Origin of the sequence: Methylocaldum sp. (genome assembly GCF_035627495.1) — a bacterium.
GTDB lineage: Bacteria > Pseudomonadota > Gammaproteobacteria > Methylococcales > Methylococcaceae > Methylocaldum.
The window spans coordinates 1-12,425 of the sequence record NZ_DASPLO010000114.1 but is presented as its reverse complement, the minus strand read 5'-3'; the positions used below and the strand labels follow the sequence as shown (position 1 = coordinate 12,425).

Genomic DNA, 12,425 nt, shown 5'->3' with positions numbered 1-12,425 from the left:
TGATCGAATGCTTCTTTGGCAAAATCAAACACTTCCGAAGAATCTTTGCCCGCTTCGAAAAATTGCAGCGTAACTTCATGGGCTTTCTTCGCTTCGTCTCAGCACTCATCTGGTTGCGTTGAAATGTCAACAGAACCTAGTTCTGTGGATTTTAATAATTCGTCTATCCCCCGGTTGGCAAGCGCGTCGGCGCGCTCATTTTCGATGTGACCGGCATGGCCTTTAATCCATTTCCATTCAACATCATGGCCTTGTTGAGCAGTCACAAGTCGCTGCCAAAGATCTACGTTTTTGACCGGCTTCTTTGCGGCGGTTTTCCATCCTCTTCGGATCCAATCCGGCAACCACTGGGAAATGCCTTTGAGGAGATAAAGCGAGTCCGTGGTGATGCAGACCTTGCTGGGTTTCTTCAAGGCTTCCAATCCCCTAATGGCGGCCATGAGTTCCATGCGATTGTTGGTAGTGTTAGGCTCTGCCCCGTGTAGTTCCATCTCTTTATCTTTATACCTCAGCAATGCGCCCCATCCGCCAGGGCCCGGATTGCCACGGCAAGCGCCATCGGTGTAGATGTTAACTTGGTTATTCACTGTTGTTTTTACTGTAGAGTTTCAAGCATGTGGCCGGGTACCAACTCCGGTGCGCCAATCCAATTAGGCTCGATGGGTATTAGCGTATAAGTTCTTTTGATGGCTTTGATGCCGAACGCGAACGATAGATAAGCGCGAGATTTGCTGAGAAATGAGTCGGGTCTTTGTATGATTTTGGATGAGGCGATGCTGAACGCTGCGTTGTATTCGGCATCGAATTTCAGGAGACTTAGCCAGTCTAATAAACGGTGGCAGCTGATGAAATTGGGCTGCCAAAAAGATGAACGTTGCGGAAGATACTGAAGGATGCCATGCACACTCCAGGGATTGAAGCCCAAGATGAAGAGTCGGCCATCAGGTTTTAGGACGCGTTCAACTTCTTGTAAGACTTGATGTCGATTGGTTTCGAAGTCAATGACATGAGGCAAGATTAAGACGTCGATGCTGGCGCTAGCGATAGGTAATGCCTTGGGGTAGGCTGTGATTACACGTTTATTACGAGATTGGTCTCTGTGCTCGGCGCTTACAAGGACGAAATTATTGATGAAGGTCTCATCTATATATAAGCTCTCGCACCCTAGTAAGCCAACTTGTAATATTTTTTGAGTATAAGTAAGCTTTAAGGAAGACTGGAGGTAGGATGCCTCAATGGTTTGCAAGATTTGCCCTAGAGTTGTGGCGTGATACCACTCCAGAAATACCTGGCGAAGGTGGGGCGACGGCGCTTCTTTGGTTTTCATTGACTGAAGTGCTGGTATGCCGCTATAAATCACCCGAATAGAACTCTGAGGTAGATACGATGAGACGGCCAAAACCCGATGTGAAGTTGCTCTGTTATGCATCAGTTTTCGCCTTGTCCCTGAGTGCCTGTACACATCACGCCGGGAAGCCGAAAACGGATAACAGTTTAACCGACAATTCTCAGTCGGCGTCAACGTCTAGCAGCAAAAAATCCAGAGTCTTTCATATCTCCAAAAGTACGAGTCGCTGGTTTAGGAAAAAAGATAGAGCTTCCACAATCGGGCTGCGCGATGATGGCAAAAGTCCGGCCGAATATGACAATTTGTGGGACCGGTTATTCGACTCATACAACTTGCCGCCTGTCGACCATGAGGAGATAGACCGCGAGCTCGAATGGTTCGTAAACCATCCTAGCTATGTGGAGCGCGTACAGAAAAGGGCCGAGCCTTTCCTCTATTCCATCGTGCGACAGCTTGAAAAGAACGATATTCCGGGCGAGCTCGCACTATTGCCTATTATTGAAAGTGCGTTTCAGCCCCATGCGGTATCTCCGGCTAAGGCCGCTGGTATATGGCAATTTATTCCTTCTACAGGACGTTTATACGGCTTAAAGCAGAGCCGCTCGTATGATGGTCGGCGCGATGTTTACGCCTCGACCCGGGCGGCGATTAAATATCTGAAAAAACTTCATTCCGATTTCAACGGTGACTGGCTACTCGCGATTGCGGCTTATAATTGTGGCGAGGGCGCGGTCGCCCGGGCGATCCAAAAAAACACGGCCAGGAATATGCCTACCGATTTTTGGTCTCTGGATTTGCCTGACGAAACGCGTTCCTATGTTCCTCGCCTTTTAGCTGTCGCGAAGTTATTCGCCGAGGCTGAACAGCACGGCATCGATCTGCATCATATTCCCAATGAAGCGTTGTTCAAGCCGGTCAAGGTGAGCACGCAATTGGATTTGGCGCTTGCGGCCGATGCGGCGGACATCTCTTTAGACAAGCTCTACGAGTTGAATCCTGGTTTTAAGCGTCAATACGCTGATGTAGAGGGAAGTTATAGGCTTTTTATTCCTGCCGGCAAGAAAATCAGTGAATTTAAGCAGGATTTGGAGCGATTGGCTCAACAAAGCCAGCCGCCTGTCCGGGATCGTCCGTCGATTGCCGATGAGCTAGTTGCTGCGCGAGATTCGGAATTGGCGAGTGCCGACGCTGCGGCGAGCTCCGGCAAGGCGCGCGTCAGTTACTCTGATAGGAATCGTAAGCTCGATTCTTTCCAGAAGAAAGGAAAAGGCAAAATAAAGGGGAAAGAGTCGCGCGATCGAGGCATTGACTCTGTTGCGTCCAGATCTTCCGGTAAGATCATCCAGAAAATCAGAAACGAAGGCGACGTTGCTGCCGGGGCGTTTAGCAAGCGGTCGACCTATACCGTTCAGGGGGGCGATACGCTTTGGTCTATCGCAAAGAAAAACTCCATTGATGTTGAGCAACTGGTCAAGTGGAATAACCTGTCGGCGAAGAACGGAGTCAAGGTTGGCCAGAATTTGGTGCTTTGGAACAAGGACGCGGCCAAGAAGCTGGCAATCGCGAGCTCTGGGATTAAACCCTCACAATCAACCAATTATACCGTTCGACAAGGCGACACGCTGTTTTCCATCTCGAAACGCTTTAAGGTCAGTGTGGCCGATTTGCGCAAGTGGAACGGCTCCAAGATCGAAAAGCGAATCCAACCGGGCACAAGCATTATGGTACAGCTAGAGAAGGACTAGTGAAGGTATCTGATTTTGTGATTCCTTGAAGATATTGGCTATGGCGCCAAATTGGGGGGTTAGGAACGGAGATCCAGTCGTTCCGGCAATGGAACATGGCTAATAACGTAACGGTATTTCCCTGAGGCCTCCGGCGCTATTTTATCCACCATATTTATTTCGATCGTTACATCTCGTCCCATCCGGTTCTGCAGCTGTTTCACAATTTCATCCTTTGCACTCTCTCGCCAGGTAGAGTTTGGGACGACCATAACGTCCATGCGGTTCGTTGAGGGTTGAACAATCTTGAATTCGTGGACCCCTTCGATCGCGCGCAGTACATAAATGACCGCCAGCGCATGCATAATCGTTCCATCGGGGCGCACGACGAAATCGGTGGTTCTGCCCATAATCTCCGATATCACATGTAAGCCGCGCTTCTCACTGCATGAATCATCAGCTTGGCGAGCCATGTCGCCGGTGCGGTAACGGATAAACGGTTGAGCATCTGAACACAGATTCGTGACGACGACTTCTCCAATTTCGCCGGGTGCAACGGGCATCCCCTTATCGTCCAAAATCTCGACGATCAAGGTTTCGCTGTTTACCAGCATTTGACCTTGCGGTGATTCGAGCGCAATCAACCCACCGTCACGGCACCCGTATTCATTCGACACAGGTTTGTCGAAGACTTCCTCGATTAGCGCTCTTTGTTCAGGAAATAAGGGTTCTCCCGTTGTGCAAACAACTTTAAGACGCCGTAGCTTCGGAATCCGATTCTGGCTCTTTGCATAGGACGCTAAAAGACTCAGGCTGCTCGCGTAGCCATAGATACAGGCTGGGTTAAACGATTGAATTATTCTGAGATAATCGCTCATCCTGCTCTCCGACATATCAAAGGCATTCAGAAGCAATTGATTAAAGAGTCGATCCCGTATCTTTTTTACAAGATCGGTTTTATTGAGCTCTACAGGTGCTCCCCACAAAAAGATTTCGGGGTCGCCGATTTCGACCTTCCACCATCGCCGTGCACGCATGCGAGAAGCCGCGTCGGCAGCCTGCCGTTTCCTGCCGAAATAAAAAATCAATGGCTGGCCACTCGATCCTCCCGTATTGTAACGGAATGCGCCCCCTGGAATGTCTCGCCAGACTATGCGTTCCCTGTTGGCGGATGCATCCGCTTTATTCATTGTTGGTAAACGGCGAAGGTCGTCGAAAGTTAGAGTTCGATGAGTGGCTAAGTCGATAGCGGAAGCACGGATCCGCTCTGCATGCCAAGGACTGTGGGCGTTGGCTGTGTGCAGTAATGCGTGCAATTTTTCCATCTGCAGCCGCTCGATTGCTTCACGCGAAAGCCACTGTGTTTTCTCCAATTCAGCTAAATGGGTAAACGTTGGGCGGTTTACCAGCCTTTCATGGACAGGGTAGAAAATATGTTTGACCAGGTTCGGATGCATGGTAGACAAGTGCTGCTTAAGACTGATTATTTGTTTGGGTTTCAGAGAGCTTGCATATGACCGTTCCAAATGCCTGGAGCGTGTCGAATGCGCTTGGCCTAATAGTATCGTAGTTCGCCTGATTCCCCCGATGTTATGTTAAGCACTATCCAGGCGATGCGTGTAAAGACAGCCCTCGTGCGAATGGCATTTAAGCCCGCTCGCCGCAAATTGCCCGAGGGGGCTAATCGTTAAAATAAACTTGGGGTTGCGCTTGGGTTTATGGCTCAAGTGCACATCGACGGTGAGTGTCTGACCACAATAAACCGAGGACATGAAGCGAACAGTTTTTGAACCGAATTTATTGGTTTATTGGATAATTATTGATATTCGCTAATTTTCTCCGAACGTTTGGAATGCGACATAAGAATTTCTTTCTGATAGGGATTGGGTTGTTCTGCTCAAGCTTAGGCTTTACCGTCCAAATCCGAGCCGATGAATTGCCGGATATTATCGAAAAGATTAAACCGGCCATTGTCGGTATTGGAACATATCAGAGAACACGAACACCGCCGGCGATGTTTAGAGGAACCGGATTCGCCATTGCCGACGGCTTGCATGTATTGACGAATGCGCATGTTCTTCCGGAGGCGGTAGACAAAATAAAATTCGAGACATTGGCCGTATTCACCCGCGACGGAGAAAAGCAAAGCGTGCGACAAGCGGTTGAAATTGCCACCGATGAGTCCCATGACATCGCTTTGCTAAGAATCGGCGGATCGCCTTTGCCATCCATGCGCTTAGGAAGTTCGGGCAAGGTTCGGGAAGGGGAGCAATATGCTTTTACCGGATTCCCAATTGGCATGGTTTTAGGTCTCAATCCGGTTACGCATCGCGGAATTGTTTCCGCCATAAGCCCCATCGCGATTCCGGCCCATACGTCGCAGCGGCTGAACTCTAAAATAATCCGCCGCCTCGCCGAGGCTTATGATGTTTTTCAACTCGATGCGACGGCTTATCCGGGAAACAGCGGGAGTCCGCTGTACGATGTCAAGAGCGGCGATGTTGTTGGAATAATTAACAAGGTCTTTGTGCAGGAGACAAAGGAGAATCTTCTGGAGCGGCCGAGTGGAATTAGTTACGCGATACCGATCAGGCACGCCGTGAACTTGCTGAAAGAGAGCGGCATAAATCGGTGATCTACCTGAGTTCGGAAAATCGTTTTAATTTAAGGTGGCGCGCTTGGGCATGGTTTAAGATCGGCGCCGCATTGAGGGAGACTTTTGCGGCATTTTAGGTCCTAGAAAATGACGACAATTTACATAGGGGAGAACCCTTTTGCATAAATACATGACTACAGATCAATTGTTACAAATTGTATTGCTCGCTTTGGACGATGGTAAAGGTAAGGATATCAAAGTGATAGATATAAGGAAGAAGACCGGTATCGCGGATTTCATGGTGATTGCCAGCGGCACGTCGGAGCGGCACGTGAAATCACTAGCGGGTCATGTGGTTGAAGAAGCGAAAAATAACGAGGTTCAGCCGCTGGGCGTCGAAGGGCAGGGAGTCGGAGAGTGGGTTTTGGTGGATTTGGGCGATGTGATCGTCCATGTCATGAAGCCCCAAACGCGTGAGTTTTATCAGCTCGAGAAGTTTTGGCAAAGCGACTATTCGCCGGTTTACGCGGCGGCAGTTGCGGCGCACTGAGCGACTAGTATTTTTGTCCTTTCCTCTTTGGGGGATGTCATGAAAATAGGCGGGATGACAGCGGCCAAACCGGCGAGACAGCCGCCGGTTTGTTCATCCCTTGCAGGGCTTCGCATCCTGCTTTGTCCGCAAGGGAGGGCGTACTCTTGTGCGCCCGCTTATTTTGGGAACATCTAATCTAATAGATGCGACGTAAAGCTGCGCCGTATGAACCCCGGCAATTGCTTAAGAATGCAGAGTTTCCTTATTCGGTCTACATGTCGGATTTTGGCAGCATTCTCCTTCCCGAGGATGCCGGGTTTCAAAATTTAACTGCGTTGAAAACGGCGCGGATCTACTCAAGTGCCATTATCTCTACCCGTGCCGTTCCTTTTATCCCAAGCGCTTTGGCGGCGGCATAGGACAAATCGATCAGCCGATTATTGATAAATGGGCCACGATCGTTGACCGTTACCTCCACGGATCGCTTGTTTGCTAGATTGATCACCCGCACCCGTGAAGGCAAAGGCAAAGTACGATGCGCGGCAGTGAGCGCTTTGGGATTGAAGCGTACCCCCATAGCCGTCCGATTACCTGATTCCCAGCCATACCAGGATGCGATTCCCTGGGCTTTGTAGCCCTTTGCACTTTTTAAAGGGTAATAAGTTTTTCCTTTTACTCGGTATGGTCGGTTGTAACCCTGTTTTCGTGTGTGTCGCTCTGAAGTGGTTGTGTTTTTGTCGGATTTGAAAAGGCGGTAATCCGATTGTGTGGCGCATCCCGGCAGCAGCATGGCGCCGAGCAAGAGCCAGCCGACTCTTAATGCAGTTGTTCCGATTTGCCCCATTGTTGTGGTTTTGATTTCCAAATCCGATTGTCTACGATAGGGACTTAGAGCGGCTGAGTAGCAGCCGGTATAACCCTTATTACTGTTATTACTGTTGCGCCTCAGTTATCAGCAACAACTGGCTGCGACGCGGGGCTGCTGTCAGTCTAAGCCGAATTTATTCTTCGGCTTGCCGCATTGCGAATACATACTCGGCTACCGGCTTCCCTCGGATGAGATGTTCCTGAATGATTCGCTCAAGGACATCCGGCGTGCAGGAGTGGTACCAAACGCCCTCCGGATAGACAACGGCAATCGGCCCATCGCGGCACACCCGCAGGCAATTGGCCTTGGTACGCTGGATTCCGGCCGAGCCGGTCAGTTTTAACTCATCCAGCCGACGTTTCAAATAGTCCCAGGACTCAAGTCCCGCTGCTTTGCTGCAGCATTTGGGTTTGGTCTGGTCGCAGCAGAGAAAGATGTGTCTTTTGGTTGCGGGAATTTCCAGGGCCTGGGCGATATTGCGCAAGCTTTTATTGATGTTGCTTTCAGTCACTCGTTTTCTAACTTAAAGCAATGGGCGAAAAATGGCCGAAGATGGCGGTTTACAACGCACATCCACAATTTGTACCCGATATTTTTCCGTCTGCATTTAGGTTTTCCTTTTCATGGCGTCAAGAAATTTTACGGTTTTACTGTATTGTTTTAATTCAAAATTATGTCAGACGCTACCATTTTAAGCCCAATCTGATTAGGGATAAGGGCTCCTCTGGTCTCGTTTTTGCTGCTGAGCACGTCAAAAATTTTTACAGTCTGGGGGCTCGCGTAGCACAAGTTGCTCCTAATGCAAGCTGCATGGTGTCAAAACACAAGAAACGGGTAGGATCATATGGGGTCAGGCTTTGTTATTTGCGTTAATGCCCAAGAGGTTCGCCAATCGTTTGATTTCCCCAGCCAAGTCGGAATCAAGCTTCATTCGCTCCCGCAAACGACTGACAGCACTGCTCAAGGTCGATATGTCGCGATTAAAGAACTTGCCGGTCTGAGTCAAGGTGGCTGCGTCCATGTCCAATGCCAAGTAAGCGATCAGCGCACGCGCCTCGGCCCCCGCTCGACCACGGTCCGCGCCGCTGACTTGGTCCAAATCCATCCTGCGAGCCGCGCACACGACGCTAATAATCGACTCGAGTTTGATGCGTGCTCCTGATGACTGGCTGGCCTGTTTCAACGCATTCTCAACGAAATGATCATCCCCAAGTATGCGTCCCTCCGACGTACCCCGATGGAAATCCTCGCGATAATCCTCCTGCAATCCAGCGGCGACAAAACGCGCATACTGTTCCCGTGCTGTCGTCATATCCTGGGCCAGTTGGGAATACACCCAATTGGTCGTAAGCCAGCTAACGCGATCTAATCCGAGATACGCTCGGTGTCCGCTCCAGCGATATTCAGTGGGATCACTTACCAATCGAGTGCGAACGGGATTGAGATGGATGTAGCGAACAAGCTCCAGCAGATAAGTATCGGCATCGACCAAAATCGCCTTAAACCGCCCCTGGAACAGATGGCCAATCCGATTTTCACGTTTGTTGATCCATCGCGTATAGCGAAAGGCAAGGTGTTGCATGGCTTTCGAAAGTGGGACATCGCCAACCTGAACTGCCAAGTGGATGTGGTTCGGCATCCAGCAATAGCCGTGAATTCGATGATCATAGCGGGAAACGCCCTCGGCAACTAATTCTTCGAAAGCGTCTCTGTCGTCGTTATGGAGAAAGATAGTTTGCCCACCGTTGCCGCGGAGCATTACGTGATAGACGGCGCCAGGGATGTGGATGCGGGGCTTTCTGGCCATGAAACTAAGTCTTATCGAAGGCTATGGCGACTATAGCACAATAAACAAATAACAAAAGCCTGACCCTCATAACTAACTGACCCTTATAATTAAAGCCGCCGGAAAAACGCTTATGGCACAACATGTGCTTTGGCTGTATGCGTAAGCCGGAGCGGCTAAACCGTCACTCCGAGAACAGTTTTGAAGAGTTCCTAATTTTCCGCAAAAGCGAGCGTGTTATGAAAACTAATCTTTCTATTTTGACTCTTGCCGCACTCATTGGCGCCTTCTGGGCGCCAATGAGTGCGGCCACGTCTATAACGGCTTCTAACTCTTGCCCTGGTGGCGCAGGCTGCGACGGAGCGGGTGATGCATACGGCTTTAATTTCACCATTTCGGATACGAATGCGACTACATTCTCAGCGAGTTTGTTAAATACCGCTCCGGGCACTAGCGGCGCGCTGATCGATGCATTCGCTTTCAATATGCTTAACACTGGTACAAATCCCGATTCCGTACCTCAGTTGGGGACTAATTTCACAATTCAGAATATTAGTCCAGCCGATTGGACGATCACGTTTGCTTCTGGAGGTGTGCAGTTCGATTATGTCGGCAGTGAAAATCCAGGGCCACCGGACGATCGCCTCGCTGCCGGAGAAGCACTTACCTTCGATTTCGTGTTCACTCAGGCTTACGTCGACAGCCTCACAGCAAATAATCTAACTGTCTTTGATTTATTCCTGGATTCGCCGCAAGACACCGGAGGTGGGTTTGGCGGTGGCACTGACATAGGACAGGTTGCAGTCAGCTTTCAGGCACTCACAACACCGGAGGGAAGCGATCTTCTTGCAGCTAACTGGGAAGGGCCGACTCCTCCAACTCCTCCTGGTCCAGGCCCGGGCCCTATTCCAGAACCCGGCATCCTGTCTCTAATGGCTGCGGGGCTTCTGGGGATGGGGGCAAAGGCGAGACGAAAGAACGCTTCTTAGTTGATTGGTTTTGAGAGATAAAAAAACGCCGGTCACTGACCGGCGTTTTTGTGTCCGCCTTTTGAAGATGGCTCGGAGTCTACGTAGTCATCGAAACTGATTAGTTGTCTTCCGTCCGAACCTGCTAATTGGTGGCATTCATTTATTGACCTGAATCGAAGTTTGGTTGATGTTACCCGCCGCATCGGTGCCGATGAGCGTGATTATGTGCGCGCCTGTCGCGATGCTGCGGGTGTTCCAGTTGTAGGAGAGTGAACCGCTACTCGTTGAGGCCCTGACGGCGCCGTCGATAGCCAGCTTCAAACCCTGCAGCTTGACGTTATCGCTACCGGTGCCGGTGATTTTTGTCGAGTTGTCGACCTTGACGCCGCTGGACGGGCTGGTGATTCGGACCGTGGGCGGGGTTGTGTCGACAGTATTAGCTGCTGTGGTTGCTGAAGCGGTATTGGAGAAGGCGGAGTTGCCGGCGCTGTTGTAGGCGTAGACACGGTAAGAATAAGTGGTGCTGGCGCTGAGGCCGGTATTGGTGAAGCTAGTCACGTTACTGCCAAGCGAGGCGACCTCACTCCAATTCACTCCATCCTGAGAGCGCTGTACCTTGAATCCGGTTTCGTCGCCGGACTTGTCCGCCCAGGTCAAGACGATACTGCTGGACGATTGCGCAGTTGCCGCCAAACTGGCTGGTGCCGTCGGGACCGTGGCCGTCGTGGTGGTCGTGGTCGAGGATCGGAAGCTCGCGACCGTGGCACTGGTGCCGTTCATCGAACGGGCTGTGTCCTGACTATTAGCGATACCGGTGGGTTGGCCGTTATAGTAGATATTGGGGTTTGAGAAGTAGGGAATAACGGGCTCGCCACTGCAGTAGTAGGACATGACATCCTTGAAGACGCCGCAGACCCGGTATCCATAGGAGTACGGGTAAACGCCGGCGTAAGACGAATTGTCTGGGTCGTGCATGTTGCCTTGGTTATGGCCTAGTTCATGTGCCAATGTGTTAGTGCCGAGGCAGCTGTATCTGGAATCGTCATGCACCACGGCGAAGGCGTACGGCGCGAACCAGGAACCCAGGCTATTCATCACATAGGCGATGCCGCAGTAGTTGCTCTCCGCCGTTATGAGCGCCACCTGATCGGCGCCGTACTGGTTGCGCAGGGAGTGCACAATATCCATCTTGCCGTCGCTGGTGCCTGTGATATCCGTCAAACTAGTCGACATATTGCCGGTCTCGGTGTAGCTGACTTCGGTCATATTCACCAAATTCAGCTGCATGTCTACCTGACTGTTCAGATAGGCTTGGTTGGCCTTGGTGACGGCGTTGACGATTTTAGCCTCGATGCCCGAGACGCCGCCTGCATTCGTGCGAGCCTGAGGCGTGTAGACCACGAGGAGATCAATCACCTGGCCCGTGGCGGCCGGGGCGGTGATTGGCGTCGTTGACGATGTTGTTGTGCCGCCTAGTTCGCCCGCGGCATTGATATCCGGCTCGCGGGGATGGGAATGCGGAGCCGTTTTGTTGGGATCGATCTGCCGAACGGCATGAGTCTTGTTGCCGACGTAGACGATCTCAAACATTCTGCCATCGTCCAGCGTGATGGTACCCATCATCGCCTGCCCCCGAACGGCGAGAATCACCTCGCTGCTACCCTGCTGCCCTTCGATATAACCGACCCAGGACAAACGGCCGTCGATGTCTTCGATACGTTCGCGGATGGCGGTAACCGTAGTGTCGTCGAAGAGTTCGAGGGTGAGCGTATCGGCGTTGACCGCATTGAAATCGATGGCTACGGCGCGGCTGCGGCCTTTGATGGCTTTGGGCGGCACCTTGGCTTGCGCGGGCAGGGTGAGGGTCGTGTCGCTGAATAAACGCTGAGGCGGCGCTGCATGGACGACATCCACAGTGGACGTTACGGCTGCAAACACGCCAGCCAGTCCGAGGATATTTTTGCGGCGCGCGGCGATGAACTTAGAATGCTGAGTCTTGTTGCTCACGTTGTGGTCCCCTACGAGTCGAATTGACGGCGGTGGTCTCGAGAAACCCGCAGGGATCTTGGCGAACCGAAGCAAACTTCGGCTTGAGCTGGCAATCCCGCTGTCATAGGAGTCTGGCTCCCGTAGACCGGTAACTTTGCGCCACCACCTTTCGGTGGTTTTGCCTTTTTCAGATCAAGCGGCATTTGGGCAGCGGCTTAATCTTTGTGTCGAAATAAGAATGGTCTAAATTTGGAGAATTTTTGCGATCGAATTGGCAAAAAAATGTTGTTAATTTTTCCATGTAAGCGCTGATTGTTGTTTTTATCAGTAGCCGTAATCGTGATCGGCTGGCCAGTTTGCCCATTAACTTGGGGGTTATAGTCTTGCTTTTTTGCGCAGATGTTTAAGGAGGTCGGGAATATTCTGGTTTGGCTTGGGTCGTTGCTATGGCACCGGAGTCTTTGAGAGGGCTAGGGCGTGTCCTCAATTAAGGGGTCGCCAAAGACGACCAAAAGCGATTCAATTGAGAGAGTGAATTCAGAAGAAGGTCGATGAATGGTACGACGGTATGGCTTACGGGACGATCAGTGGGAACGGATTCAAGACCTCCT

The 12,425-nt window shown here is 51.1% G+C and carries 11 protein-coding genes and 1 riboswitch; of the genes, 4 read left to right on the top strand and 7 right to left on the bottom strand.

From position 1 onward, the window contains the following. Positions 1-98 precede the first annotated feature (98 nt). Positions 99-587 carry a ribonuclease HI gene (gene rnhA, locus VEB01_RS09485; RefSeq protein ID WP_324874869.1) on the bottom strand — a complete coding sequence of 163 codons (489 nt, stop codon included), beginning with the start codon at positions 585-587 and terminating at the stop codon, positions 99-101. Positions 588-595: 8 nt separating this feature from the next. Next, positions 596-1,327, bottom strand: coding sequence for a class I SAM-dependent methyltransferase (locus tag VEB01_RS09480; protein ID WP_324874867.1), 732 nt, complete (start codon positions 1,325-1,327; stop codon positions 596-598). Between the two features lie 59 nt (positions 1,328-1,386). On the opposite strand from VEB01_RS09480, the gene VEB01_RS09475 reads away from it, so the two are divergent. Next, positions 1,387-3,093 carry a transglycosylase SLT domain-containing protein gene (locus VEB01_RS09475; protein WP_324874865.1) on the top strand — a complete coding sequence of 569 codons (1,707 nt, stop codon included), beginning with the start codon at positions 1,387-1,389 and terminating at the stop codon, positions 3,091-3,093. A 59-nt stretch (positions 3,094-3,152) separates the two neighbouring features. Here the strand turns inward: VEB01_RS09475 and VEB01_RS09470 are convergent, their stop codons facing one another. After that, the gene (locus tag VEB01_RS09470; RefSeq protein WP_324874864.1) at positions 3,153-4,529 is read right to left on the bottom strand and encodes a phenylacetate--CoA ligase family protein; all 1,377 of its coding nucleotides are present in this window, start codon (positions 4,527-4,529) and stop codon (positions 3,153-3,155) included. Between the two features lie 557 nt (positions 4,530-5,086). Between VEB01_RS09470 and VEB01_RS09465 the strand changes: the two genes are divergently transcribed. Both VEB01_RS09465 and rsfS read left to right on the top strand, forming a co-directional pair. Beyond that, positions 5,087-5,707, top strand: a complete 621-nt coding sequence (locus tag VEB01_RS09465) for a S1C family serine protease (RefSeq protein ID WP_324874862.1) — start codon at positions 5,087-5,089, stop codon at positions 5,705-5,707. Positions 5,708-5,858: 151 nt separating this feature from the next. Next, positions 5,859-6,218 carry a ribosome silencing factor gene (gene rsfS / locus VEB01_RS09460; RefSeq protein ID WP_324874860.1) on the top strand — a complete coding sequence of 120 codons (360 nt, stop codon included), beginning with the start codon at positions 5,859-5,861 and terminating at the stop codon, positions 6,216-6,218. A 334-nt stretch (positions 6,219-6,552) separates the two neighbouring features. Here rsfS and VEB01_RS09455 read toward each other — a convergent pair whose 3' ends face one another. The 3 genes from VEB01_RS09455 to VEB01_RS09445 all read right to left on the bottom strand — a co-directional run bounded on the left by VEB01_RS09455 (position 6,553) and on the right by VEB01_RS09445 (position 8,875). Next, the gene (locus VEB01_RS09455; protein WP_324874858.1) at positions 6,553-7,065 is read right to left on the bottom strand and encodes a septal ring lytic transglycosylase RlpA family protein; all 513 of its coding nucleotides are present in this window, start codon (positions 7,063-7,065) and stop codon (positions 6,553-6,555) included. A gap of 136 nt (positions 7,066-7,201) precedes the next feature. After that, positions 7,202-7,579, bottom strand: coding sequence for a (2Fe-2S) ferredoxin domain-containing protein (locus tag VEB01_RS09450; RefSeq protein WP_324874857.1), 378 nt, complete (start codon positions 7,577-7,579; stop codon positions 7,202-7,204). Positions 7,580-7,918: 339 nt separating this feature from the next. Beyond that, positions 7,919-8,875 (bottom strand): transposase, encoded by a 957-nt coding sequence (locus VEB01_RS09445; RefSeq protein WP_324874856.1) that lies wholly within the window; start codon positions 8,873-8,875, stop codon positions 7,919-7,921. 218 nt (positions 8,876-9,093) lie between these two features. On the opposite strand from VEB01_RS09445, the gene VEB01_RS09440 reads away from it, so the two are divergent. Continuing rightward, positions 9,094-9,843: a PEP-CTERM sorting domain-containing protein gene (locus tag VEB01_RS09440; protein WP_324874854.1), complete on the top strand. Its 750-nt coding sequence runs from the start codon at positions 9,094-9,096 to the stop codon at positions 9,841-9,843. Between the two features lie 138 nt (positions 9,844-9,981). Here the strand turns inward: VEB01_RS09440 and VEB01_RS09435 are convergent, their stop codons facing one another. Next, complete coding sequence (locus tag VEB01_RS09435; RefSeq protein WP_324874852.1) at positions 9,982-11,832, bottom strand: reprolysin-like metallopeptidase; 1,851 nt, start codon at positions 11,830-11,832, stop codon at positions 9,982-9,984. Between the two features lie 87 nt (positions 11,833-11,919). Next, positions 11,920-12,007: riboswitch (cyclic di-GMP riboswitch) on the bottom strand. Positions 12,008-12,425 lie beyond the last annotated feature (418 nt).

What these genes read in the sequence shown, in the direction of transcription:
- VEB01_RS09480 (WP_324874867.1), bottom strand. Translation starts at nt 1,327, where the DNA reads ATGAAAACCAAAGAAGCGCCGTCGCCCCACCTTCGCCAGGTATTTCTG.
- VEB01_RS09475 (WP_324874865.1), top strand. Translation starts at nt 1,387, where the DNA reads ATGAGACGGCCAAAACCCGATGTGAAGTTGCTCTGTTATGCATCAGTT.
- VEB01_RS09470 (WP_324874864.1), bottom strand. Translation starts at nt 4,529, where the DNA reads ATGCATCCGAACCTGGTCAAACATATTTTCTACCCTGTCCATGAAAGG.
- VEB01_RS09465 (WP_324874862.1), top strand. Translation starts at nt 5,087, where the DNA reads ATGTTTAGAGGAACCGGATTCGCCATTGCCGACGGCTTGCATGTATTG.
- rsfS (WP_324874860.1), top strand. Translation starts at nt 5,859, where the DNA reads ATGACTACAGATCAATTGTTACAAATTGTATTGCTCGCTTTGGACGAT.
- VEB01_RS09445 (WP_324874856.1), bottom strand. Translation starts at nt 8,875, where the DNA reads ATGGCCAGAAAGCCCCGCATCCACATCCCTGGCGCCGTCTATCACGTA.
- VEB01_RS09440 (WP_324874854.1), top strand. Translation starts at nt 9,094, where the DNA reads ATGAAAACTAATCTTTCTATTTTGACTCTTGCCGCACTCATTGGCGCC.